The organism is Streptomyces sp. NPDC045021 (assembly GCF_056432645.1).
The window spans coordinates 165,956-191,594 of the sequence record NZ_JBWKIQ010000008.1 but is presented as its reverse complement, the minus strand read 5'-3'; the positions used below and the strand labels follow the sequence as shown (position 1 = coordinate 191,594).

Annotated in this window: 16 protein-coding genes and 1 pseudogene; 8 read left to right on the top strand and 9 right to left on the bottom strand. The window is 71.4% G+C overall.

The genetic code is table 11. From position 1 onward, the window contains the following. Nucleotides 1-5: 5 nt before the first annotated feature. A pseudogene (locus AC07DC_RS24370) lies at nt 6-1,401 on the bottom strand (MbnB/TglH/ChrH family RiPP precursor modification enzyme). A gap of 136 nt (nt 1,402-1,537) precedes the next feature. After that, nucleotides 1,538-2,227 carry an aminoacyl-tRNA hydrolase gene (locus tag AC07DC_RS24365; protein ID WP_478916582.1) on the bottom strand — a complete coding sequence of 230 codons (690 nt, stop codon included), beginning with the start codon at nt 2,225-2,227 and terminating at the stop codon, nt 1,538-1,540. A 115-nt stretch (nt 2,228-2,342) separates the two neighbouring features. Between AC07DC_RS24365 and AC07DC_RS24360 the strand changes: the two genes are divergently transcribed. The 3 genes from AC07DC_RS24360 to AC07DC_RS24350 all read left to right on the top strand — a co-directional run bounded on the left by AC07DC_RS24360 (nt 2,343) and on the right by AC07DC_RS24350 (nt 5,592). Next, a complete protein-coding gene (locus AC07DC_RS24360; protein WP_478916581.1) occupies nt 2,343-3,092 on the top strand; it encodes a 4'-phosphopantetheinyl transferase family protein in 750 nt (249 codons plus the stop codon). Nucleotides 3,093-3,288: 196 nt separating this feature from the next. After that, the gene (locus AC07DC_RS24355) at nt 3,289-4,167 is read left to right on the top strand and encodes a shikimate dehydrogenase family protein (protein ID WP_478916580.1); all 879 of its coding nucleotides are present in this window, start codon (nt 3,289-3,291) and stop codon (nt 4,165-4,167) included. Between the two features lie 36 nt (nt 4,168-4,203). Continuing rightward, complete coding sequence (locus tag AC07DC_RS24350; protein WP_478916578.1) at nt 4,204-5,592, top strand: class II 3-deoxy-7-phosphoheptulonate synthase; 1,389 nt, start codon at nt 4,204-4,206, stop codon at nt 5,590-5,592. Between the two features lie 113 nt (nt 5,593-5,705). Here the strand turns inward: AC07DC_RS24350 and AC07DC_RS24345 are convergent, their stop codons facing one another. Then, complete coding sequence (locus AC07DC_RS24345; protein WP_478916577.1) at nt 5,706-6,914, bottom strand: acyltransferase family protein; 1,209 nt, start codon at nt 6,912-6,914, stop codon at nt 5,706-5,708. A gap of 278 nt (nt 6,915-7,192) precedes the next feature. On the opposite strand from AC07DC_RS24345, the gene AC07DC_RS24340 reads away from it, so the two are divergent. The 4 genes from AC07DC_RS24340 (at nt 7,193) to AC07DC_RS24325 (ending at nt 11,021) form a co-directional block, all read left to right on the top strand. After that, nucleotides 7,193-8,698 (top strand): FAD-dependent oxidoreductase, encoded by a 1,506-nt coding sequence (locus tag AC07DC_RS24340; RefSeq protein WP_478916576.1) that lies wholly within the window; start codon nt 7,193-7,195, stop codon nt 8,696-8,698. 70 nt (nt 8,699-8,768) lie between these two features. After that, entirely contained in the window at nt 8,769-9,977 is a 1,209-nt protein-coding gene (locus AC07DC_RS24335; protein WP_478916575.1) for a cytochrome P450, read from the top strand. A gap of 5 nt (nt 9,978-9,982) precedes the next feature. Continuing rightward, a complete protein-coding gene (locus tag AC07DC_RS24330) occupies nt 9,983-10,207 on the top strand; it encodes a ferredoxin (protein ID WP_478916574.1) in 225 nt (74 codons plus the stop codon). A gap of 22 nt (nt 10,208-10,229) precedes the next feature. After that, complete coding sequence (locus AC07DC_RS24325) at nt 10,230-11,021, top strand: DUF2306 domain-containing protein (protein WP_478916573.1); 792 nt, start codon at nt 10,230-10,232, stop codon at nt 11,019-11,021. A 93-nt stretch (nt 11,022-11,114) separates the two neighbouring features. Here the strand turns inward: AC07DC_RS24325 and AC07DC_RS24320 are convergent, their stop codons facing one another. Both AC07DC_RS24320 and AC07DC_RS24315 read right to left on the bottom strand, forming a co-directional pair. After that, nucleotides 11,115-12,209, bottom strand: coding sequence for a Gfo/Idh/MocA family protein (locus tag AC07DC_RS24320; protein WP_478916572.1), 1,095 nt, complete (start codon nt 12,207-12,209; stop codon nt 11,115-11,117). 141 nt (nt 12,210-12,350) lie between these two features. After that, nucleotides 12,351-13,865 (bottom strand): MFS transporter, encoded by a 1,515-nt coding sequence (locus AC07DC_RS24315; protein ID WP_478916571.1) that lies wholly within the window; start codon nt 13,863-13,865, stop codon nt 12,351-12,353. Nucleotides 13,866-14,005: 140 nt separating this feature from the next. On the opposite strand from AC07DC_RS24315, the gene AC07DC_RS24310 reads away from it, so the two are divergent. After that, complete coding sequence (locus AC07DC_RS24310) at nt 14,006-14,470, top strand: winged helix-turn-helix transcriptional regulator (protein WP_478916570.1); 465 nt, start codon at nt 14,006-14,008, stop codon at nt 14,468-14,470. Nucleotides 14,471-14,478: 8 nt separating this feature from the next. On the opposite strand, the gene mhpA is transcribed toward AC07DC_RS24310, so the two are convergent. From mhpA to AC07DC_RS24290, 4 genes are all read right to left on the bottom strand, one after another. Further along, on the bottom strand, nt 14,479-16,137 hold the full coding sequence (mhpA, locus tag AC07DC_RS24305) for a bifunctional 3-(3-hydroxy-phenyl)propionate/3-hydroxycinnamic acid hydroxylase MhpA (RefSeq protein WP_478916568.1): 1,659 nt from the start codon (nt 16,135-16,137) through the stop codon (nt 14,479-14,481). 34 nt (nt 16,138-16,171) lie between these two features. After that, nucleotides 16,172-16,957 carry an arylamine N-acetyltransferase family protein gene (locus AC07DC_RS24300; RefSeq protein WP_478916567.1) on the bottom strand — a complete coding sequence of 262 codons (786 nt, stop codon included), beginning with the start codon at nt 16,955-16,957 and terminating at the stop codon, nt 16,172-16,174. 63 nt (nt 16,958-17,020) lie between these two features. Continuing rightward, nucleotides 17,021-20,179 carry a type I polyketide synthase gene (locus AC07DC_RS24295; RefSeq protein ID WP_478916566.1) on the bottom strand — a complete coding sequence of 1,053 codons (3,159 nt, stop codon included), beginning with the start codon at nt 20,177-20,179 and terminating at the stop codon, nt 17,021-17,023. Nucleotides 20,180-20,204: 25 nt separating this feature from the next. Next, nucleotides 20,205-25,628: an SDR family NAD(P)-dependent oxidoreductase gene (locus tag AC07DC_RS24290; protein ID WP_478916565.1), complete on the bottom strand. Its 5,424-nt coding sequence runs from the start codon at nt 25,626-25,628 to the stop codon at nt 20,205-20,207. Nucleotides 25,629-25,639: the final 11 nt, after the last annotated feature.

Genomic DNA, 25,639 nt, shown 5'->3' with positions numbered 1-25,639 from the left:
CGCGGTCACCTTCCCGGCAGCGCGGTACGCGCCGCGTCCATGAACCGGCCGAACCGGCCGAGTCGTCCGAGCTGTCCGGTCCGGGCCAGGCGCCCGGAGCGGGTGGCCGCGGACAGCGGGGCCGGACCCGAGCGTTCCCGCCACCAGCCGTCCAGCAGGCGGCGGGTGGCGTCGTCGGCGACCGCTTCCGCCCCCTCGCCCAGCACATGTTCCGCGAAGCGCAGCGCGTCGAGACGGTACCCGCCCTCCAGCGGGTGCGTGGCTGCGTAGCGAAGGAAGGCGGGACGGTAGCGGTCGCCGAGGATCTGTGGCAGTTCCGGGGCCACCTTGGCGGTCACGTCGGCCCGCTTGGCCGCGAGCGCCCGCGACTGGACGCGTATCCGGCCGCGGTCGAAGCCCTCCGGGACGGGGGTGCCCGCCACGAGCGCGGACAGCAGCGCCGCCTGCGCGAGCGCGAGGCGCTGCCGGGCGGCGGCGACGTCGTCGGCCGGGACTGTGGCGGTGGCGGTGCCGGTGGCAGTGCTCGTGGTGCCGGTACGGCCGGTGTCGGCGTCAGACACAGTGCGCCTCCTTGACCTGCGCCGCCGAGGGCACACCGCGGATCGCCGCGAGTTCCGCGGCCAGTTCGGCCGTGGAAGGGAAGTTGTCGTCCCGCTCCAGCAGGACACCCGGCGGCCGGATCCGCTCGTGCAGCGCGGCGAGCACGTCCAGCACCGGCCGGGTCACCGGATGGGCGTGCGTGTCGTGCCAGACGCCGTCCTTCTCGGTCCCGCCCGCCACATGGACGTAGGCCATGGCCTCCAGCGGCAGTTCGTCGAGCACCGCCACCGGGTCCTCGCCCCGGTTCACATGGTTGGTGTGCAGATTGGCGACGTCGATGAGCAGCCGCACGCCGGTCCGCTCCACCAGCTCGTACAGGAACTCGCCCTCGCTGAACTCCTCGTCCGGCCAGCCGAGCAGCGGCGCGATGTTCTCCAGCGCGAGCGGCACGGGCAGCGCGTCCTGCGCGATGCGGACGTTGGCGCACAGCACGTCGAGCGCGTCGCGGGTGCGGGGTACCGGGAGCAGGTGCCCGGCCTCCAGCCGCGGTGAGCCGGTCATCGGCCCGCCGGCCCGTACGAACGCGATGTGCTCGCTGACCAGCGGTGCCCCCAGCAGCCCGATCCGCGCGGCGAGAGCCGCCAGCCGCCCGGGGTCCGGGCGCTCCGCGCCTCCGAGGCCCAGCGAGACCCCGTGCGGGATCACCGTCGTGCCGCGCTCCCGCAATCGCCGCAGCGGCTCCGGGAGGTGATCGGCGCAGAGGTTCTCCGAGACGACCTCCACCCAGTCGACACCCGGCAGCTCCTCGATGGCATCCGCGATCTCCGGCCGCCAGCCGATACCCGTACCCAAGTCCTTCATGCCGTCCCCCTCCGCGTCCTGTACACGCCGTGCCGGGGTGATGGCCCCGCGCGGACCGGGCGAACCCTGTGGGTGGCCGGTTCAGAGCTTGATTTGAGGTTCCCGTGCCCCGTGCGGGCCTGGTGCCCGCCCGGCGCTACGCGCTGGTGGTGCGGCGCAGCGGGAGGTAGTCGGAGACCACGGTGCAGGAGCCGGGGACGATCTCGGTGAAACCGGCGTCGCGCACCACGGGGAGGCCGGAGCCGGTGAGCGCGGGCCAACGGGCGGGCACGGGAGTGCGGACCGCGAGCGGGAAACCGGCGTCGCGCCACGCGGTGCGTTCGGCGTCCGACAGCTCCCACCAGGCGAGCTGCGCGCCGTGGCCCGCCTGGGCCATGGCCTTGCCCGCGGACATGTCGAGCTCCGGGTTCATCCACAGCACCGGCAGCCCGGCCTCGGCCGGCGGCGGGGGTGCCGGATCGTCCAGTTCGGTGCCCGAGACCTGCAGCTTCGCCAGCACCTTCGGCCAGCCGTCCAGCGGGACCGGCGGATAGACCCGTACCTCGGCGGCCAGCCCGGTCACGGTGATGCCCGGCAGGTAACCCGCCCGGCGCCACTCCGCGCCGCGCGCCCGCCGTACGACCTTGCGGATCCGCGCGTCCTGCCAGTCCCGGACCGCCTCGGCCCATTCGCCCTCACCGGCGGCCCGTTCGTCCGACAGCAGGGTGAGCACGGCGCGCGCCGCGGTCTCCAGGGCGTCGGTGCGCGTCGGCGGGTCGTCCTTCTCGATGCGCACGACGAGCGGCAGGACGAACTGGGGCGCGGCGTCGCGGTCGGTGCTGGTCACGGCCTCAGTCTGCCACCGAGACGGTTCCGGGACGCGTTCGGTCCCGCGGGGCTCGCCGCCGCGCCCGCCGTTGGTGCCGCCCTGCGGGGAGCGGCCGACGATCTACGATGGCCGGGTGGATACGGCCGCGATACGCGTTCCCAGCGAGCTCGACCCGGTGGCGCCCGTCGAACGGATGGCGCTTCCCGGCCCGGGCGACCCACCGCGGCTGTGGCTGGTGAACGCGGCCCGGCACGCCGACTTCGCGGCCCGGCTGGCGTCCGGGGTCCTCGACCCGCAGGAACTGCGCAGCGCCGCGGCGTTCCGCGCCGACGCCGACCGGGACTGCTACCGAGCCGCGCACGTGGGCCTGCGGCTGCTGCTCGGCGCCTACCTCGGCAGCGCCCCCGAGGACGTACGGCTGGTCCGGGAGAAGTGCCCGGGCTGCGGGGGGCCGCACGGCCGTCCCGCCGTGGAGGGGGGCGATGTGCACTTCTCGCTGTCGCACAGCGGCAGCTTCGCGCTGCTGGCGTTCGCCGCGACCCCGGTGGGGGTGGACGTCGAGACCGTCCCGTCCGCCGACGCGGTGGCGGACGTCGCCTCCGTGATGCACCGGGTGGAGATCGCCGAACTCGGGGCCCTGGATCCGCCGGAGCGGCCCGCGGCCTTCGCACGGGCGTGGGTGCGGAAGGAGGCGTACCTCAAGGGGCTGGGGATCGGGCTGGGCCGCGATCCCTCGCAGGACTACGTCGGGACCGGCGGGACTCCCGCGGCCGGCCCGGCGGGCTGGTCCATCGCCGATGTGGCCGTGGGCGAGAAGCGCGCCGCCGCCGTCGCGGTGGCCGATCCAGCGGTGGCCGACCCGAGTGCGGCCGCCGCGCTCTGAACCGGGCCGCGCCGCGTACCGGTCCGCGCCGCGCGGGCCTTTGCCCCGGCGGACCGCCTCACCCACCCCCTAACCCCTCCCTGTCTCCGCCGCCGGTCCGGTATCGCGTACGGACTCCTGCGAGGCTGATTTCGGCCGCATTCCAGCCGTCCCACGGTCGCCCCGCGACCCAGCCCCCGGCTCAGCAAGGAGCGTCATGGAGAGCACCAGGACCGGCAACCCGGAGATCACCGGCACGACCCGGCTGTTCGCGGTCATCGGCGACCCGGTCGCGCAGGTCCAGGCTCCGTCGATGGTCAATCCGCTCTTCGTCGATCTGGGCGCCGACGCCGTCCTGGTGCCCGTGCACGCCGCACCGGAGAACCTCCGGCAGGTCGTCACCGGACTGCAGCGCACCGAGAACGTCGACGGGCTGCTGATCACGGTGCCGCACAAGGCGGCCGCGCTGCGCTTCGCCGATCTGGTCAGCCCCGCGGCCGAGCTGAGCGGCGGCACGAACGCGATACGGCGGGCCGGGGACGGCAGTTGGCACGCGGACAACTTCGACGGTGAGGGCTTCGTCCGGGGGCTGCTCGCCGAGGGGCACAACCCGTACCGCAAGCGGATCGCGCTGGCGGGAGCGGGCGGTGCGGGCCGCGCCATCGCCGTCGCGATGCTGCTGGCGGGAGCGGAGCTCGACGTCTGGGACCGGGACCCGGCGCGGGTGAACTCGCTGGTCTCGCAGCTGGCGGAGCACTGGCCCGGCCGGGTGACGGGATCGGCGCGGGCCGACCTGACGGCGGCGGACATCGCGGTGAACGCCACCCCGATGGGCCTGAGCCCGCACGATCCGCTGCCCTTCGACCCGGCGGAGCTGCCGGACGGCGCCGTGGTGGCGGACATCATCATGAAGCCGCGCACGACCCCGCTGCTGCGGGCCGCCGCGGCGCGCGGGCTGCGGATCCAGTACGGCGCCCCGATGCTGGCGCAGCAACTCGCCCTGTACCGGGAGTTCTTCGGGATGGACGGGCTGGCGCGATCCGAACGTCAGGCGGGCCGGGACCGGTTCAGTGGTCGGGCGGTTACTGCGCGATAGCCGGTCAGTGTGCGGCGTCTTCCTACGCTGCTCGGTATGTCACCAGCTATCGCGACCCAGCCCCAACCGCCGCCGGTACAGGACCCGTTGCCGGCCCACCTGCGGGCGCGGGCGGACGAGGCGTTCGCCCTGCCCGCCGCCCAGCAGCCCGAGTACCAGGACCCGGAAGGGGTCCGCGAGGCCCGCGGCGTGCTGGAGCGGATGCCGCCGCTCGTCGTGCCCGGTGAGGTCGACCGGCTGCAGACCCGGCTCGCGGAGGTCGCCCGGGGCCGGGCGTTCCTGCTGCAGGGCGGCGACTGCGCCGAGACGTTCGCCGGGAACACCGAGGCCCATGTGCGGTCCAATCTGCGCACGCTGCTGCAGATGGCCGTGGTCCTGACCTACGCGGCCAGCCTGCCGGTGGTGAAGGTGGGACGGACCGCCGGCCAGTACGCCAAGCCGCGGTCGAACAGCAACGACACCCTCGGACTGCCGGTCTACCGCGGGGACATCGTCAACTCCGCCACCCCCACACCGACAGCTCGGATCCCCGACCCGAACCGGATGCTCCAGGCGTACGCCCACTCCAGCGCCACGCTCAACCTCATCCGGGCCATGGCCTCGGCGGGGATGGCCGATCTGCACCGGGTGCACGACTGGAACCGCGACTTCGTCCGCACCTCCCCGGCCGGTGAGCGCTACCAGGCGCTGGCCGCGGAGATCGACAACGGCCTGCGCTTCATGTCGGCGTGCAACGTCGACCACGGCGCACTGCACACCACGGAGATCTATGCCAGCCACGAGGCGCTGTTGCTGGACTACGAGCGGGGGCTGCTGCGGGCCGCGGGTCCCGAGGGTGCGGAGCGGCTGTACAGCCTGTCCTCGCACTTCCTGTGGATCGGGGAGCGCACCCGGCAACTGGACGGCGCGCACATCGCGCTCGCCTCGATGCTGGCGAATCCCATCGGCCTCAAGATAGGCCCCGGCACCACACCCGAGCATGCGGCCGAGTACGTCGAGCGCCTCGATCCCGACGGGGTGCCGGGCCGGCTCACGCTGATCAGCCGGATGGGGTACGGGAAGATCCGCGAGGTGCTGCCGGCGATCGTGGAGAAGGTGACCGCCTCCGGCCACCAGGTGATCTGGCAGTGCGACCCCATGCACGGCAACACCCATGAGACGGCCAGCGGTTACAAGTCCCGGCACTTCGACCACATCCTCGACGAGGTCAAGGGGTTCTTCCAGGTCCACCGCGAGCTGGGCACCCATCCCGGCGGGCTGCACATCGAGCTCACCGGCGACCATGTCACCGAGTGCCTGGGCGGTGCGCAGCAGATCGACGACACCGCTCTCGCCGGCCGCTACGAGACCAGCTGCGATCCGCGGCTCAATCCGCAGCAGTCGGTGGAACTGGCCTTCCTGGTCGCCGAGCTGGTGCGGGGATGACAGGGCCCGTCCGGCCGCTCGTGACCGGCCGGACCGGCCCTGGCACACCGCCGCCTGCGACGGGCCCGGTCGGGGCCTGTCGCAGGCGGTGGTCCGCGTGGTCGTCGCGCCGGCTAGCCGGCGGCGGCGTGCTCCACTTCCCGCGGCGCGGCGGGATCGCTCCGCGGCGGGGTCCTGCGGGACCGGCTCCAGGCACGCATGGCGGGCTTCTCCACGAGGGTGTGAAGGAGCCAGCCGGCGAGCAGCGTCGCCAGGAAGTAGCCGATCACCACGAGTACGGCGACCGGGGTGCTGTAGGTGTCCGCACCCAGGAGTGCGGGACGGCCCCAGAAGACCACGATCCCCTGGCACATGTAGAAGCCGAAGGAGACGTTTCCGAACCAGACCATGAACCGGCCGTTGAGACCGGTGCGCGCTCCCCGGATGTCGGCGGAGGCCACCGCGCCGATCGCCACGCTGAACGGAATGATCGTGGCGGAGACGAAGTTGAAGGGCGCCGGCACGTAGAGCGCGGCGGCGTAGCCGGCCACCAGCAGCGGCAGGACCACGAAGGCGGGAATGCGCGGCCACTTGCCCGCCAGGACGATACGCGCCAGCAGCATTCCCAGAACGAATTCAAACAACCGCATGGGCGGGAACGTGTAGTTGAACCACATCTGCGTCATCGAGAGCGGAATGATCGGGTTCTTCGGGGTGTCGGTGACGACATAGGTGGTGACCAGCCCGACGCCCACGGTGCACGCGACCATGGTCCCGGCCCACAGCCACAGCCGGCTCGACGAGATCCGGCTCACGGCGAGCAGCGCCAGCGGGAACAGCATGTAGAAGAGCAGCTCGGAACAGAGCGACCAGGCGGGCGGGTTGACCCCCATCTGGAGAGCGGCGTCCGTGCTGTAGGAGTTCACCAGGAACAGGCTGGAGAGCCAGGCGCTCACCGGGGCGTAGGCGCCGGCGAACAGCGCCAGCGCGATTCCCCAGGTGACGATGTGGTTGGGGAAGATCTTGACCAGACGGCGTCGCAGATAGTGGGTCACCTTGTCCCCGGGCCGCAGGGACCAGGTCAGGATGAAGCCGCTGAGCAGGAAGAAGAACGACACCCCCAGGTATCCCGCGGGGGCGAAGAAGTCGTAGAGGCCCTGGGCGACATCCTTGTCGCCGAAGGGGTTGATCGGCCCGGTCGGCTTGATCGGGTCGAAGGGCTGCAAAATGTGGATCGCGAAGACGAGCAGTGCGGCAAAAGGCCGCATCCCCGTCAGCGAATTGAGATTGGTGCGCTCCGGTATTCGTGGATCGGATTCCACGACCGGCATGGTTGCGGGCACGTCCGAGCTCCTCTCGCTGCCAAGGCGGCGTAATCCATCGGCAGGGAGAAGTGGAAGATCTTTCCCAGCGTGCCGGTGATCCGCAGCCATTCACGGCGAGTTTAGGTAGCCCGCACGTTCGAACCGTCCCGTATCACCCCCCTCTCTTTTCGGCTGGCTCGCACCGTCAAGTGCCGGGGAATTGAGGGGAGTTCCGGCTCCGGTCTCCCGGGTTAGTCTCGCCGCGAATCAACGGGAGACTTCGTGATTTCCGTACGTATCTATTCATCGGAGGAACGATGATCAACAGAAGGTCTCTGCTTCGTACCGGAGGAGCGCTCGCCCTGGGGGCCTCGGTCGTCGGGAACGCCCCTTCGGCCTCCGCGGCGGGCCGCACCGCCGCCGGCCCCGACTGGGACAAGCTGCGCAGCTGCATACAGGGCGATGTGGTGCTTCCGTCGGATGCGACCTATGCGACGGCGAAACAGAACAAGATCGCGGAGTTCGACGCGATCACCCCCGACGGCATCGTCTACGGGGAGTCCGTCGCGGACGCCACTGCGGCGATCCGCTTCGCCCGGGACAACGGCCTGTCGCTGCGCACCCGCAGCGGTGGCCACAACTTCGCCGGCTGGTCCCTGGGCGAGGGCCTGGTCCTGGACGTCTCGCGCATCAACCACATCAAGGGCGGCGGCAACCCGACCGTGCACCTGGGCCCCGGCGCCCACAGCATCGACGCGGTCACCGCGCTGAAGCCCTACAACCAGCAGATCGTCACCGGCACCTGCCCGACGGTGTGCCCCGGCGGATTCTTCTCCGGCGGCGGTATCGGCTACCAGAGCCGGGCCTACGGCATCGGCAGCGACCGGGTCGTCTCCGCGCTGGTGGCGCTGGCCGACGGCACCGTCGTCCGTGCCTCCGAGACCCAGCACGCGGACCTGCTCTGGGGCCTGCGCGGCGGCGGTGGCGGCAACTTCGGCGTCGTCCTGGACTTCGAGGTCCGGCCCATCGCGGCGCCGCGCATGGTCTTCTACGAGCAGATCTGGAACTGGGAGGACGCCCAGGAGTTCCTGCCGGCCTGGCAGGCGTGGTACGCCGAGTCGCCGCGCAACAGCAGCGCCCAGGTCATCATCGTGGTGCCCGACGCCGCCGCGGGCAACGCCCCGTTCATCCTCCAGCAGGGCTGCTTCTACGGGCCGAAGTCGCAGGCCGACACCGCGCTGGCCGAGCTGGGCTCGCAGGTGGGCCGCACGCCCGCCAGCAGCACCGTGCTCGACCTGCCGTACGACGAGGGCATGCACCACGTCTACGGCCTGGCCAACGAGGCCAGCGTCGAGGCCGTACTGGCCCGCACCCCCTGGCAGCGCATGCGGACCCGCATGGTCGAGCAGCCCTTCGACGCCGCGGGATCGGCCGCGGCCCTGGCCGCGTTCGACGCCGACCGGCGCCCCGGACAGACCCGCTACCTGAGCTTCATGGGCCTGGGCGGCGCGGCGGGCGACCCCAGCCCGACGGCCACCGCGTACGTGCACCGCGACTCGCTCTTCCACGTCGGCTACGGCATCGCGCTGCAGAGCCCCACCCCGACGCCCGAGGACGCCGCGGCCGCCATCGCCTGGACCACCAAGGGCTTCAACGCCATCGCACCGCTGTCCAACGGCCAGTCCTACATCAACTTCCCCGACCCGCTGCTGCCCGACTGGCAGGCCGCCTACTACGGCCAGAACTACCCGCGGCTGCTCCAGGTCAACAAGCGCTACGACCCCGACAACTTCTTCACGCACCCGCGCGCCATCGGTGCCTGACACACCGTCATCCCGCCGAGCGGACCAACGGACCAGCTATGTCACGCATACAAAGGAAGGTTGACGTCTGATGACGGTTACCGACAGCGAAGTAGTGAACTACCCCTTCGCGCCGGCCGAGGCTGTCGATGTGCACCCCAAGTACGCCGAGCTGCGCGCGGAACAGGCGCTGACCCGCGTCAACATGCAGTACGGCGGCGAGGCCTGGCTCGCCACCCGGTACGAGGACATCAAGGTCGTCCTCGCCGACTCCCGCTTCAGCCGCGCGGAGACCGTGGGCAAGGACGTACCCCGGGTACGCAAGGCCTACGAGGAGAAGAACATCGTCAGCATGGACGACCCGGAGCACGGCCGGCTGCGCAAGCTGGTCGCGAAGGCGTTCACCGTCCGGCGGGTCGAGCAGATGCGGCCCAGGACGCAGCAGATCGCCGACGAGCTGCTCGACAAGCTCACCGCCGAGGGCCGCACCGAGGGCGACCTGGCCGGCCAGTTCGCCTGGATGCTGCCGATCACCGTGATCTGCGAAATGCTCGGTGTGCCGCTGGAGGACCACTACAAGTTCCGCGGCTGGATCGACACCTGGCTCACGGTGGGTGAGACCTACACCCTCGAAGAGATGAACGAGGCGCGCTTCGAGCGGCTGCCGGAGTACCTGGCGACCCTGATCGCCAAGCGCCGCGCCGAGCCCACCGACGACCTGCTCTCCGGGCTGGTCTCGGCGCGCGACGACGAGGACCGGCTCAGTGAGGAGGAGCTGATCACCATGGGCATCGCCCTGCTGGCGACCGGCCACCACACCACGGCCAACCAGCTGGCGAACTACCTCTACACGTTGCTCTCCCGCCCCGGCTACTGGCAGCAGCTGCTGGACGACCCGGAGCTGGTCCCCACCGCCGTGGAGGAGCTGCTGCGCTACACCCCGCTGAGCCCGTACTCCGAGAACACCCGGATCGCGACGGCGGACATCGAACTCGGCGGCCAGCTGGTCAGGGCCGGCGAAGCGGTCATGATCTTCCCCGCGGTCGGCAATCGGGACGAGCGGATCTTCGAGCGCCCCGAGGAGCTCGACCTGACCCGCAAGCACAACCCGCACATGGCCTTCGGCCACGGCATCCACCACTGCCTGGGCGCCCCGCTGGCCCGGATCGAGCTGCAGATCGCCCTGTCGACCCTGATCCGCCGGCTGCCGACGCTGGAACTGGCCGTACCCGCCGAGGAGGTCCCCTGGAAGGTCGACAACGTCGTCCGCGGGGTGAGCGGCCTGCCGGTCCGGTGGTGACCACGATGAGCAGCTGGCACATAGAGGTCGATCACCGGGCGTGCATGGGGGCGGGGCTGTGCAACGGCAACCTGCCCGACCGCTTTGAGCTCGTCAACGCCAAGTCCATCCCGACAGCGGAGTGGATCGAGCCCGACGAGGACGTACTCGACGCCGCGGACTACTGCCCGTACCGGGCCATCCGCATCACAGACAAGGCCACCGGCGAGACCCTGTCGGCCGGCGACTGAGCCGAAAGGCAGGAGAACGGTCGTGACAACCACAACAACCGAGCCGGATCTGGTGTCCGGTGAACCGATACCGACGGACGAGCGGAAACCGCGCGCCACGCAGTGGTGGCGGCGTCCCTGGGTCGGCCCGCTGGCCACCGTGTGCGCCGTCTTCATCCTGCATTCGGTGCCGCGGTATCTGACCTTCGACCCCGCGCAGTCCAAGATCCCCGCCAATCCGGACTTCCCGCTGCACTACCCGATCCTGGTCGCCCACATCATCTTCGGCACGGTGGCACTGACCTGCTGCTGCCTGCAGGTGTGGCCGTCGCTGCGGCACCACTACCCGCTCGTGCACCGCACCAGCGGACGGCTGTACGTGTTCGCCGGGGTCCTCCCGGCGGGCGTCACGGCCATCGTCGTCGGGTACGTCAGCCCGTCCGGGCTGTCGATGCAGCTGAGCACGATGACGACCTCGGTGCTCTGGATCGCCTGCACCGTCGTCGGCTTCCGGATGGCGCGGCAGCGCCGGTACACCGATCACCGCAGGTGGATGATCCGCAGCTTCGCGCTGACGCTGTCGATCATCGTCAGCCGGATACTCGGGGTGATCTACGACCACACCATCCTGCCGCCGCCCGTCACCCAGAACATCCCCGAACTGATCCAGTGGGGCCAGACCCGCGCGGGCATGGCCTCCTGGCCGGGGTGGATCATTCCGCTGCTCATCGCGGAGTGGTGGATCGTGGAACGCGGCTCCGGTGCCCGGAACAAGGCCCGGCTCGCCCGCCGCCGGGCGGCCACGGCAGCCGCGTCCGCCTCCTCTTCCTCCTGACCACGCCACCTACCGGCACAGCTGTTGGGCCGCCTCCGTCCTGGAGGCGGCCCAACCCGCGTTGCGCCCGGGCTTCCGGGGGTTCCCAGCAGCTCAGGACAGTTGCTGGCGTTCACCGGTCGCCGCGGACAGCTTGATGGCATCCAGCACCCGGTGCATCCGGGCCGCGGTGCCGAAGTCGGGCTCGGCCGGCTCACCGGTCCTGATGGCGCGCGCCAGGTCCGTGTAGACCTGGTGGACGTTGCGGACCGCGGGGGAGGCGTCCGCCAGCAGCGGCCGGTAGAAGTCCGGAACGGCCAGCGGCTTCGGTCCCTCCTGGCCGTCGGTGACGACGAGGGTGAACTCGGGCCCGACCAGGTTGTCGTCCGTGGACCGCATGACCAGCCGGCCGGCCCGCCCGTGGACCTCGAAGCGGAAGCCGGCGCCCCGTGGGCCGCCCGTCATGATGTGCACCGACGCGGCCGCGCCTGACTCCAGCAGGCCGTTGACCACGATCTGGTCCGGCGAGGTGACGTCGATCCGCTCGCCCGTCTCCTCCATGGTGACCTGGGTGATCCGGGTCGCGAGAGTCGCCGACAGCTCGCTGAAGTCACCCACCGCGTACCGGAACATGTCCATCGAGTGCCCGCCGACGACCGCCAGGTGGTTGACGCCCTTCGTCCGGTCGAACAGGGCCGCGTACCGCTGGGACCAGATCTCCGGCGAGCCGAGCGAGTACGTCAGCGAGGTGGACATCACCTCGCCCACCCGTCCCTCGGCCACCAGGTCGCGCAGGTAGCGGACCGCCGGATGGTGCCTGCTCTGCAGGCCGACCGCGTGCCGCACCCCGGCGAGGTCGGCGAGTTCGCGGAAGCGGTCGGCGATGTCCGCCGACAGCGCCAGCGGCCATTCGCTGTAGACGTGCTTGCCGGCCGCGATGGCCGCCTCGACGAGCCCGTCACGCTGCGGTAGCTGCACCGCGACGGTGACCAGGTCGACGTCCGGGTGCGCCATCAGCTCCGCGGGGTTGTCGAAGGCGTGCTCGGCGCCCCAGGCGCCGGCCGCCGCCTGCGCCGACGCCAGGCTGGTGCCGGCGACCGCGGTGACCTCGTACTCCGGGTGCGCGGCGAGAGCCGGCAGATGGACCGCCCGCGCCCACCCCCGGCCCGCGTGCGCTCCGACCACTCCGACTCGGATCTTGTCAGCCACGTCCGCATCCTTCTCTGTCGATGGCGCTGTTGATTGCCGTGCTGTTGAACGACGGCGGCTCACCGCACAACCGACCGGGACGTGGCCGACGTGTGCCGGCCACGCCCCGGTCGGTCGTGATGTCCGCTCTCTCTTTGGGTTCTACTTCACCGAGACGGTCTCGCCGGAGACCCGCGCGGTGTTCTGGACGGGAGCGGCGTCCTGCTGGTCCTGGGCGCTCTCCACCTCGGGAGCCGCCTCCGTCTTCGGGGCGTCCTTGAGGATGAAGTACGTCGCCAGGAAGCCCAGCGCCACGAACCCGGCGGAGAACAGGAAGGCCAGGCTGTAGCCGTCACGCAGCGCCGAGATGTTCTCCGCGCCCTTGTCGAGCAGGGAGTTGCTGCGCGAGGTGGCCACGGTCGCCAGGACGGCGAGGCCGACGGCGGCACCGGACTGCTGGGCGGTGCTGTTCAGCCCGGAGGCGAGACCGGCGTCCTCGGGAGCCGCACCCGACATCGCCCGCATGATCACTGCCGGGACCGCGAGGCCCATACCGAAGCCCTGGATGATGAGCGTCGGCATGACGTGCTGCCAGTAGTTGCCGTCGACCGGTGCGCGGCTGAGCAGGACCAGGCCGATGGCGAGTGCCGCGAGACCGGTCATCAGTACCCGGCGGGTGCCGTAGCGGACGGTGAGTTTCACGGAGAAGAAGAGCGACATCGTGCCGATCACCAGCGGTGCGGGCAGGAAGGCGAGCCCGGTCTGCATGGAGTCGAAGCCGAGCACCCGCTGCAGGTACAGGGCGTTGAGGAACTGGAAGCCGAACCCGGCCGCGAAGACCAGGATCACCACGATGTTGGCACCGGAGATCTCCCGGTTGCGGAAGATGCGCAGGGCGAGCAGCGGCCGGCCGGCCTTGGCCTGACGCAGTACGAAACCGGCGAGCAGGACGATCGAGATCGCACCGTAGGTCAGCAGCCGGCCGGCGCTCTGGCTCGGCTCGGAGACCTGGGAGATGGTGAAGACGCCGAGGGAGAGACCGGCGGTGACCAGGACGGCGCCGATGGCGTCGGCGCCGGCCCGCAGGCCGAGTCCGTTGGTGGTGGCGAGCAGCTTGGTGCCGGCGAGGAAGGCCACCACGCCGATCGGCAGGTTCACCAGGAACACCCAGTGCCAGCCGAGGGATTCGGTGATGACGCCGCCGGCGATGAGGCCGACCGAGGCGCCGCCGGCCGAGACGAAGCTGTAGATGCCCATCGCCTTGGCCTGCTTGCCCGGCTCCGGGTAGAGCCCGACGATCATGCCGAGCACCACGGCGGAGGCCAGTGCCGCGCCGACGCCCTGGGCGAACCGGCCGGCGATCAGCAGGCCCTCGCTGTTCGCCACGCCGCAGACCAGCGAGGCGGCGGTGAAGGTCACCAGACCGCCGAGGAAGACCTTCTTGCTGCCGATCAGGTCACCGAGCCGCCCGGAGAGCAGCAGCAGACCGGCGAACGCGATCAGGTAGGAGTTGACGACCCAGGAGAGACCGGACTGCGAGAAGCCGAGCTCGTTCTGGATGGTCGGAAGAGCGACGGTGACGATCGTTCCGTCGAGGACGATCATCAGTTGCATCGCGCAGAGGACGCCGAGCGCCAGCCCGCGCGAGCTGGATTGCGTGGTGTCTGTCGGATTCACGGCTTTGCTTCTTTCCTGTGGTCGGGCCGGAACGGGCCGGTAACTCGGAATGGGCTGGGCACAGTTCGTTTCCTCAGTGCACGTCTTGTTACAGAGACCATGCTCTGGGACCATGGAGCCGAGCGGAAGGAGGCACTTTGATGTCCCAGAGGAACACCGATGTGACAGAGCAGGTCAGCGCCGCTGAGGGGTGCGAAACTCCTGCGGCGCAGGAGGCGTGCTCGGTGCTGGAGACGCTGAACAGGATCAGCGGGAAGTGGAGCATCGGCATCCTGCTCGTCACGACGCAGGGCCCCGCCCGCTTCACGGAGTTGGAGCGCGAGGTGAAGGGCATCAGCCGGCGCATGCTCACCCTGACCCTGCGCAACCTGGAGCGCGACGGCCTGCTGACGCGCACCGTCTACCCCACCGTGCCCCCGAAGGTCGAGTACACGGCGACGCCCATGGCGCGGGAGCTCTACGACTCCCTTCTCGCACTGACCGGTTGGGCCGAGCGGCACCGGCACGAGATCGACGACGCGCGCGTCGCGTACGGCCGCGCCGCCGCCGAGAGCGCGGAGAGCAGGTCGCGCGACCACCTGGCGCTCGCCGGCCGAGTGGCGTAACGCGGCGATCACACCGACCACCGGCTTCGCGGCCCCGCTGCGGAGCCGGTGAGCGCCGCCTCGGGAAGCGCGTCGCGCAGGGCGTCCACGAGCGCGAGCGTTCCCTCCGCGTCCGCGGTGCCGCCGAAGACGTAGAAGTCCGGGCGGACCAGGACGCCGCGCGCCCCGATGCCGTCCAGATACGCCGTGTACGTGCCCTCGGTGTCGACGACCGCGCCGCCGCGCGCCTGTCCGGCCGGGGTGCCCGGCGGCAGCAACCGCACCAGATGCGCACCGATGCTCTCCAGGAACTCCAGCCGGCCGACGTCCAGCACCTCACGCGGATCGTCGAGCGAGACCAGGGCGAAGCCGCGGCCCACGATCTCGTCGAAGAGCCCGGACACGGCGCCGCGCGCCACCCGGGGCTGCGGCACCTGGTCGCCGGCGCCCGGCAGCCGCCTGCCTGACTCGGTCCTGCCCAACAGCCCCTTGGTGAGCGGCTGGAAGGGGGACTGCTGCGGCCGGGTCAGGTTCCGCTCCCGGGTCGCGATCATGATTGTGTCCCGGTCGCCGGCCGCGACCGGGTCCGTCTGGCAGATGACCTTGCCGAGGTTGACCGACATCCCGATGGCGTGCTGCACATGCGCCCACCGCTCGGCGGTGTACGAGTCCAGCAGGGACTCGTCCGCGACGCCCCGGAGCACCAGGTCCAGCTTCCAGACGATGTTGGCCACGTCCCGGAAGCCCGAGCTCATGCCCTGGCCGGCGAACGGCGGCATCAGATGGGCGGCGTCGCCCGCGATGAGCATCCGCCCCGACCGCCAGGTGAGGGCGCAGCTGGCCTGGAAGGTGTAGACGGCGTGCCGTTCCATGATTCCGTCGGCCCGCGTGATGCCGAACAGGGAGAGCATCCGCCAGGCCGTCTCGACGGTGTTGAGCTCCTCCTTGGTCTCGCCAGGCAGCCGCATGAACTCCCAGCGCCGGTGGCCGGGGCCGGCCGACACCTGGGTCCTGGGCCGGTCCGGGTCGCACACCTGCAGGTTGTTCGGGGTGAACTCGCGTGCGTCGTGCAGCACGACATCGCAGATCAGCCAGTCATGGGCGAAGCCGAGGTCGTTGGCCCCGGTGCCGATCCGGTCCCGCACGAAGCTGTTGGCCCCGTCGCAGCCCACGATCCAGCGGGCGGCGATCGACCGGCGACCGCCGTCGGCGTCCTGGGCGACCAGCTCGACGCCGTCGTCCAGTTCGGTCAGTTCCACCGCCTCGTAGCCGCGCAGCACCCTGAGCCCCGGGATCCGCGCGCCGCGGGCGGCCAGCGCGTTCTCCAGGCCTGGCTGGTACATCGACGTGGACTCCGGCCAGCCGTTGCGGCCGTGCCGTTCGGCCGCGCCGATGTACAGCAGGTCCTCGTTCTTGCCGTTCTGCCAGAGGTAGTCCCCGGAGGGTTCACCGACCCTGGTCAGATGGTCACCGACGCCGGCGGCGGCCAGGATACGGGCGGCCTCGCCGTCGAAGGCCACGGCGCGGGGCATGGTGTAGGGCCGGGGATGGCGCTCGACCACCGTCACCTTCCAGCCGCGCTGTGCCATCAGATTCGCCAGTACCTGGCCGACCGGGCCGTAACCGACGATGAGCAGGTCCGCATCGTCCTCGCGAGGGACACCGCCCCTCACAGGTGACGCATGCATGGCTCACTCCCTTCCTTCACTGGGTTCTGTGCCGTCATGCCGTGACGGGCTGGTCCTGCAGCAGGATGTTTTTCACGACGGCGTCGAAGTCCTCGGGCTTGATCAGGACGCGCACCTTCTCGCGGCCGTCCTCGACCGTCAGCAGGCGCCTGCCGGTCAGCGTCATCTGGCCGTTCTCCAGGGCCCGGCCGCGGATGTACGTGACGTGCGCGGCGATGGTCCTCGCGTACTCGTCGAGGCCCGGGTTGTCGCCGGTCCACTCGACGAACCGGCGCGGCTGCGGCAGGAAGCGGTGGACCGGCGCCCACTCGCCCTCCAGCGGCTTGCGCTCCAGCACCAGGAACTCGTCGGCCTCCGTCACCCGGTAGGTGCAGCCGTACTGCTCCTGCGGCTCCTCGGAGACGCGCACCGGCTCGATGAGCGACGGGCCCGAGTAGCCGACGTCCGCCAGCCACCAGTCGTCGCCGACTCGCACCCCGTTGAAGAGGTGCTCCAGCTCCGGTCCGTAACTGCCGTCCGGGCCACGGACACCCGCGGAGAGGATGACGACCTCGTACCCGAGCCGGGTCAGCAACTCGCGGAAGAGACCGTTGAGTTCGTAGCAGACACCGCCTCGGCCCCCGACGATCACCTCCTCGAAGACGGCGTCGGCGTCGATGTTCACGCCGGACCAGATCGCCGTGCCGCGCTCCGCGTTCAGGAGGTTGTCGAAGGGCACGGCCATGAGGTGGGCCTTGTGCAGGACACGCAGGGTCTCCAGGTCGGGTGTACGGGGCCCGGAGTAGCCCAGTTTCACCAGGTAGTCATCGACGTCGAACATGGCGGGTACCTCTCGTGATCGGAAGACGGTCGGAAGTCGGTCGGACGCGGGGGGATCGGGGGATCAGCCGACTTCGACGGCGGCCCGCGGCAGCTCCTGCTGCAGGTACTCGGCCAGCAGCGACGGCGTGGGCTGGTCGAACAGCAGCATCACCGGCAGCTCGGTCCCGATCGCCGCGGCTATGCGATTGCGAAGCTCCACGGCGGTCAGCGAGTTGAACCCGACGTCGAAGAAGCCCTCGTCGTTCTCGATCGCGTCGGGCGTCGGGTGACCCAGCACGACGGCCGCTTCGGCGCGCACCAGCTCCAGCAGTGCCGCGGTCTGCTCGTCCGCGGTCAGTCCTGCGAGGCGGTCGGTGATCGATTCCTCTTCGGGCATCTCGGTCTCCTCGAGTTGCTGCTCTATGGACGGCACGGTCGTCTCCTCGGCGTTCGCGGCCGGCCGGACCGTCTTGAGCCAGTAGTGCTGTCGCTGGAAGGCATAGGTGGGCAGGTCGACCCGGCGGGGTACAGCGCCGTCGAACACCGGCGTCCAGTCCACGTGCACGCCCCGCACGTGGAGTTCGGCCAGCGAGGTGTGGAACCTCCGCAGACCGCCGTCGTCCCGGCGGAGCGATCCGATGGCGACGGAGCGGGAGGCCGCGACGCCGGTGCCGAACGACTCCTGGATGGCGGTGGTGAGGACGGGGTGGGTGCTGACTTCGATGAAGACACGGTGGTGCTGGGCAGTCAGTTCTCGGGTGGATCGGGCGAATTGGACCGGGTGGCGGAGGTTCCGGTACCAGTAGGAGGCATCGAGAGGGGTTGTGTCCCCGAGCCAGGAGTTGTCAAGGGTGGAGTACATCGGAATGAGGGGAGTGTGTGGGGTGAGCCCGTCCAGTACCCGGGCGAGCTCCCGTTCGATGCGTTCGACGTGGCTGGTGTGGGAGGCGTAGTCGACGGGGACCTTGCGGGCGCGGATGCCTTCGGTGGTGCAGGCGGTGTGGAGTTCGTCCAGTGCCTGCGGCTCGCCGGCGACGACGGTGGAGTGGGGGCCGTTGATGGCGGCGATTTCCAGCCGTCCGGCGTACTCGTCGATGCGGGCGGTCACGTCGTCGAGGGGCAGCGGGATGGACATCATGCCGCCGTGTCCGGCGAGTCCTGCGGCGATGGCCTTGCTGCGCAGGGCGACGACTTTCGCGGCGTCCTCGATGGTGAGCGCTCCGGCGACGCAGGCGGCGGCGATCTCGCCCTGCGAGTGGCCGATGACGGCGTCGGGGATGACGCCGTGGGAGCGCCACAGAGCGGCGAGCGACACCATCATGGCGAAGGAGACGGGCTGGACGACGTCGACGCGGTCGAGGGTGGGTGCGCCGTTGGTCTGGCGAACAACGTCGGTCAGTGACCAGTCGATGTGCGGGGCCAGAGCCGCTGCGCACTGGTCGATGGCGTCGGCGAAGACGGGTGATGTGTCGAGGAGTTGGGCGCCCATCCCGGTCCACTGCGAGCCCTGGCCGGGGAAGACGAAGACCGTCTTGCCGTCGGCGTCCGCGTTGCCCGTCACCACGTTCGACGCCGGCTCACCCAGGCTGAGGGCCTTCAGCCCCTGGACGAGTCCTTCGTCGTCGCCCGCGGCGCCGTCGGGGACGACGACAGCACGCTGTTCCAGCATCGCCCGCGAGAAGGCCAGCGAGTACCCCACGTCCACCGGGTCCAGGCCCTGGGTCGCGGTCGCGGTCAGCAGCCGGTCCGCCTGGCCGCGCAGCGCGCCGGCCGTCCGGCCGGAGAGCAGCCACGGCACCGGTGCCGCGGTGGTGCCGTTCTCGCGAGGGGTGTCCTCGACGGGTGGGGCCTGCTCGATGATGACGTGGGCGTTGGTGCCGCTGACGCCGAAGGCGGACACGGCGGCGCGCCGCGGCCGGTCGGTTTCCGGCCAGTCGCGGGCCTCGGTGAGCAGCTCCACCGCGCCCGCCGACCAGTCGACCGTGGACGAGGGCCGGTCGACGTGCAGCGTCCTGGGAAGGATGCCGTGCCGGATGGCCTCGACCATCTTGATGACTCCGGCGACGCCCGCGGCGGCCTGCGTGTGGCCGATGTTTGACTTCAACGAGCCGAGCCAGAGCGGCTCTTGGGCGCTGCGGTCCTGGCCGTAGGTGGCGATCAGCGCCTGGGCCTCGATGGGGTCGCCGAGGCTGGTGCCGGTGCCGTGCGCCTCCACCGCGTCGATGTCGTCGGTGCCCAGCCCGGCGTTCTTCAGGGCCGCGCGGATCACGCGCTGCTGCGAGGGGCCGTTGGGGGCGGTGAGTCCGTTGGAGGCGCCGTCCTGGTTGACGGCGGTGCCACGGACGACGGCCAGGACGGGGTGACCGAGGCGCTGCGCGTCGGAGAGCCGCTCCACCAGGAGCAGGCCGATGCCCTCACCCCAGCCGGTGCCGTCCGCCGCGTCGGCGAAGGCCTTGCAGCGGCCGTCGGTCGCCAGACCGCGCTGCCGGGAGAACTCGACGAAGACGCCCGGCGTGCTCATGATCGCGACGGCCCCGGCCAGCGCCATGTCGATCTCGCCGTTGCGCAGGGCCTGCGCCGCGAGGTGCAGGGCGACCAGCGAGGACGAGCACGCGGTGTCGACCGTGATGGCCGGACCCTCGAACCCCAGGGTGTACGACACCCGGCCCGAGGCGACGCTGCCGGAGTTGCCGGTGCCCAGAAAGCCTTCGAGCTCCTTCGGGGACAGCTCCAGGGCGGGCGCGTAGTCGTGGTGCATCGCGCCGGCGTACACACCGACCTTGCCGCCGCGCAGCGACGTCGGGTCGATGCCGGCCCGCTCGAACGTCTCCCACGAGGTCTCCAGCAGCAGCCGCTGCTGCGGGTCCATGGCCAGGGCCTCGCGCGGCGAGATCCCGAAGAAGCCCGTGTCGAACTGGCCCGCCTCGTAGAGGAACCCGCCCTCGTCGACGTACGAGGTGCCGGAGTGGCCCGGGTCGTCGTCGAAGAGCTCGGACAGGTTCCAGCCGCGGTCCTCGGGGAAGCCGGAGACGGCGTCGACGCCCTGCTCGACGAGGTGCCACAGCTCCTCGGGCGAGGAGACCCCGCCAGGGAGCCGGCAGCCCATTCCCACGATCGCGATCGGCTCACTGGCCGCCGCGCTGACCCGTTTGCTCTCCTGCTTCAGCCGTTCGTTCTCCATGAGCGAGGCGCGTAGAGCCTCAACGAGCTTTTCGTTGGGCGTGTCCATCGGTTCCTCCACAGTTGGCTACCGGATCCATCACTGATCAGTTGTTGACGGTGCCCAGCGCGCGGGCGATGAGGCTGTCGGCGTCCATGGCCACGAGCAGGTCCAGCTCCTGCGCCGCGCTGTCCGCCGACGGGTCCGCCGCGACGGCGGGGGAGTCGGGGACGTCCGCCAGCCGGACGAGCGTGTCCAGCACGCCCGCCTCGCGGAAGCGGCTGAGCGGCACGAGGGCCAGCGCCCGGCGGATGTCCGCCTCGCGGGCGTCGGTCGCGTCGTTGTCCCGGCCCTCCGGAACGAGTTCCTCCCGCAGATGGCGGGCGAGCGCGGTCGGCGTCGGGTAGTCGAAGATCAACGTGGCGGGGAGCCGTATGCCGGTCGCCTTCGCGAGGCGGTTGCGCAGCTCCACAGCGGTCAGCGAGTCGAAGCCCACCGCCTTGAAGGCGTGGTCCGCCCCGATGGGGTCGGCGCCGCCCAGTACGGTCTCGGCGTGCCCGCGGACCAGGGCCAGCAGCAGCCGGATCTGATCGGCCTCGCCCAACCCCGCCAACTGCCCAACGGGCGAGTCCACTTCCGTGGCACCGGCCTGTGCCGCCTTCCGCGGTACCCGGACCAACCCGCCGAGCGGGGGCGACAGCCGGCCGCTCGCCGCTTCGGCGCGCAGTGCGGCGAAGTTCATCTTGCTGGGCACCAGGTGGGCGATGTCCGAGCGGAGCGCGGCGTCGAACAACTCCATGCCCTCCTCGGCGCTGAGCGCCGAGGCACCGTTGCGTCGCATCCGGCTCTGGTCGCTGTCGCCGAGGTGGCCCGTCATACCGCTGGCGTCCTCCCACAGCCCCCAGGCCAGGGACGTGGCGGGCAGCCCCTGAGCCCGGCGCCGGTGGGCGAGGGCGTCGAGGGCGGCGTTGGCGGCGGAGTAGTTGGCCTGTCCGGGGTTGCCGAGGGTGCCGGCCGCCGAGGAGTAGAGGACGAAGGCGTCGAGGTCGGCGCCCTGGGTGAGTTCGTGGAGATTCAGCGCTGCGTCGATCTTCGGTTGGAAGACGGTGGCGAGCCGGTCCGGGGTGAGGGCGGTGATGATGCCGTCGTCCAGGACGCCCGCCGTGTGGATGACCGCGGTGATCGGGTGCTCTGCCGGGATGGCGGCCAGGGTGGTGGCGAGCGCGTCGCGGTCGGCGGCGTCGCAGGCGGCGATGGTGACGGTCGCGCCCAGTGAGGTGAGTTCGGCCGCGAGTTCGGTCGCGCCTTCCGCGTCGGGGCCGCGGCGGCTGGTCAGCAGCAGATGGCGGGCGCCCCGCGCGGTCACCAGATGCCGGGCGACGATGCTGCCCAGACCTCCGGTGCCGCCGGTGATCAGTACCGTGCCCTCCGGGTCGACCGTCCAGCCCGGCCTCTCGCCGTCGATGACGGTCCGCGTGAGCCGCGGTACGGACACGACACCGTCACGGAGACCTACCTGCGGCTCACCGGTGGCCAGCGCCTGGGGGAGCGCGGCGCGGCTCGCGTCGGAGTCCTCGAGGTCGACCAGGACGATACGGTCCGGGTGTTCCGACTGGGCGGAGCGGACCAGGCCCCAGACGGCGGCCGCCGCCGGGTCCGTGACGGCGTCCCGGGTCAGCACCACCAGCCGGGCGTCCTCCTGCTCCGTACCGGTCAGCCAGCCCTGGACCTCGGCCAGCACGCGGGCCGTCCGCGTCGTCGCGTCGTCGGTGGCCCCGGTCAGGTCGAGGGTCGGCCAGCCGCGCGCCGCACCGGAAGCGCCGGGCGTGCCGGGTGCCACCGGCGTCCACTCCAGGTGGAACAGCGCGTCCCGTACGAGTCCGGCGTCGGCGCCCAGTCCCTCGACGGAGACCGGCCGGAAGACGAGCGACCCGACGGAGATCACCGGGGCGCCGTTCGGATCCACGGCCTCCAGCGAGATGCCGTCGGCGCCGTTGGGCGCTATCCGCACCCGCAGGGCGGAGGCGCCTGAAGCGTGCAGCGCCACTCCCTCCCAGGCGAACGGCAGCACGGTTCGTCCCGCCGTCGCCTCGTCGCCGCCGATGAACGAAGCCGCGTGCAGGGCCGCGTCCAGCAGGGCGGGGTGCAGGCCGAACGCGGCCGCGTCCTTGACGCCCTCCTCGGGGAGGGCGACCTCGGCGAAGATCTTCTCGCCGCGCCGCCAGACCGTGCGCAGGCCCTGGAAGGCCGGCCCGTAGCCGTAGCCGGCCGCGAACCGCCGGTCGTAGAAGTCGTCGAGCGCGACGGCCTCGGCGCCCTGCGGCGGCCACACGGAGAGATCGCCGGCCGCGGTGCGCGCCGCCGAAGTCAGGAAGCCGGTGGCGTGCCGGGTCCAGGGTGCGTCCGCGTCCGCGTGGTCCTGACGGGAGTGGATGGTCACCGCGCGGCGGCCGGTCTCGTCGGCCGCGCCGACCGCGACCTGGATCCGGGTGGCGCCGGATTCGGGCAGGGTCAGCGGCGCCGCGAGGACGAGTTCGTCCAGCAGGCCGGTGCCCGCCCTGTCACCGGCCTGGACGGCCAGCTCCACCAGCGCCGTGCCCGGAACCAGCACCACGCCTTCTACGGCGTGATCCGCCAGCCACGGGTGGGTCGTCAGGGAGAGCCGGCCGGTGGCCAGCACACCGCCGGAGTCGGGCAGTACGGCGACCGCGTTCAGCAGCGGGTGCTCCGCGGGGTCCAGGCCGGCCGCGCCCACGTTGCCGCTGCCGCCGCCGGTCTCCTTCAGCCAGAACCGCTGCCGCTGGAACGCGTAGGTGGGCAGGTCCACATGCTGGTGGTCGATGCCGCCGAAGAGCGGTGTCCAGTCGACCTGGGCGCCGTTCACCTGCAGGCTCGCCAGGGAGGTGAGGAACCGCGGCAGGTCGCCGTCGTCACGGCGCAGGGTGCCGGTGACGAGCGAACCCTCGTCGTCTCCGGCCTCCAGGACGTCCTGGACCGAGGTGGTCAGCACGGGGTGGGTGCTGACCTCGACGAAGATGCGGTGGCCGTCGGCCGCGAGGGATTCCACGGCCTCGGCGAAGCGGACCGGCCGGCGGAGGTTGCGGTACCAGTACGCGGCGTCGACGGGCGTGGAGTCGTCCAGCCAGCCGCCGTTGAGGGTGGAGAACATCGGAATCGTCGGCGTTCGCGGGGTGATGCCGGCGAGGACCCGGGCCAGGTCGTCCTCGATGCGCTCCACATGGCTGGTGTGCGAGGCGTAGTCGACGGCGATCCTGCGGGCGCGTACCCCGGATGCCGTGAGCGTGGCGTGCAGTTCGTCCAGCGCCTGCGGCTCCCCGGCGACGACGGTGGAGCCGGGGCCGTTGACCGCCGCGACCTCCAACCGTCCCGCGTACGCGGTCAGATGCTCCCTGACGTCGTCCAGCGCGAGCGGGATCGACATCATGCCGCCGTGTCCGGCCAGCCCGGCCGCGATGGCCCGGCTGCGCAGGGCGACGACCTTGGCCGCGTCTTCGAGGGTGAGCGCGCCGGCCACATGGGCCGCGGCGATCTCGCCCTGCGAGTGGCCGAGTACGGCGTCGGGTGCGATGCCGTGCGCGCGCCAGAGTGCGGCCAGCGACACCATCATCGCGAACGACGCGGGCTGCAGGACATCGACCCGGTCCAGGGTCGGGGCACCCTCCGCCCGCCGGAGCACATCGGTCAGCAACCAGTCGACGTACGGCGCGAGCGCCGTCTCGCAGGCGGCCACCGACTCGGCGAACAGCGCTGAGGAGTCCAGGAGTTGCGCGCCCATACCTGCCCACTGGGAGCCCTGGCCGGGGAAGACGAAGACGGTCCTGCCGTCCGCGTCCGCGGTGCCGGTCACGACGTTGGGCGCCGGCTCACCGGCGCTCAGGGCCTTCAGGCCCGCCAGCGCCTGCGGCCGGTCGGCGGCGGTGACCACGGCGCGTTGCTCCAGCGCCGCGCGGGAGGTGACCAGCGCGTAGGCGACGTCGTCGAGCCGGGTCTCCGCCTCGGTGCCGGCTTCGAGGAGGTCGAGCAGCCGGCCGGCCTGGGCGCGCAGCGCGTCGGGCGACTTGGCCGACAGCGTCAGCGCCACCGGTCCCGCAGGGCCGCGGTTCTCACGAGGGGCGTCCTCGACGGGCGGGGCCTGCTCGATGATGACGTGCGCGTTGGTGCCGCTGACGCCGAAGGCGGACACCGCGGCGCGCCGCGGCCGGTCGCTCTGCGGCCAGTCGCGGGCCTCGGTGAGCAGCTCCACCGCGCCCTCGGACCACTCCACCTTCGGGGACGGCGCGTCCACGTGCAGGGTCCTGGGCAGGACGCCGTGCCGCATCGCCTGGACCATCTTGATGATCCCGGCCGCGCCCGCCGCGGACTGGGCGTGGCCGATGTTGGACTTCAACGAGCCGAGCCAGAGCGGCTCTTGGGCGCTGCGGTCCTGGCCGTAGGTGGCGATCAGCGCCTGGGCCTCGATGGGGTCGCCGAGGCTGGTGCCGGTGCCGTGCGCCTCCACCGCGTCGATGTCGTCGGTGCCCAGCCTGGCGTTCTTCAGCGCCGCGCGGATCACGCGCTGCTGGGACGGCCCGTTGGGGGCGGTGAGTCCGTTGGAGGCGCCGTCCTGGTTGACGGCGGTGCCACGGACGACGGCCAGGACGGGGTGACCGAGGCGCTGCGCGTCGGAGAGCCGCTCGACGAGCAGCAGACCGACGCCCTCGGCCCAGCCGGTGCCGTCCGCGCCGGCGGCGAACGCCTTGCAGCGTCCGTCGGTCGCCAGACCGCGCTGCCGGGAGAACTCCACGAACACCCCGGGGGTGCTCATGACGGCCGCGCCGCCGGCGAGTGCCATGTCGATCTCGCCGTTGCGCAGCGCCTGCACCGCCAGGTGCAACGCCACCAGGGACGACGAGCACGCCGTGTCCAGGGTGACGGCCGGGCCTTCGAGGCCCAGCGTGTACGACACGCGCCCGGAGGCGACGCTGGCGGCGGTGCCGGTGCTCAGATACCCCTCGACCTCGGCCGGCGCCTGCTCCATGTCGGTCGCGTAGTCGTGGTACATCACGCCGGAGTACACGCCGACCTTGCCGCCGCGCAGCGACGTCGGGTCGATGCCGGCCCGCTCGAACGTCTCCCACGAGGTCTCCAGCAGCAGCCGCTGCTGCGGGTTCATCGACAGCGCCTCACGCGAGTTGATGCCGAAGAAGGAGGCGTCGAACTGCGTCGCGCCGTGCAGGAATCCGCCCTCGCTGACATACGAGGTGCCGCGCCGATCGGGGTCGGGGTCGAAGAGCCGGTCGAGGTCCCAGTCGCGGTCCTCGGGGAACCCGGAGACGGCGTCGACACCCTGCTCGACGAGGTGCCACAGCTCGTCGGGCGAGGAGACCCCGCCCGGCAGCCGGCAGCCCATCCCCACGATCGCGATCGGCTCGGACTTCGCGGCCTCGACCTCCCGCAGCCGCTTGTTGGCCTGCTTCAAGTCGACCAGTGCCCGCTTCAGGTAATCGCGGAGCTTCTCGTCATTCGACATACCGGGTCTTC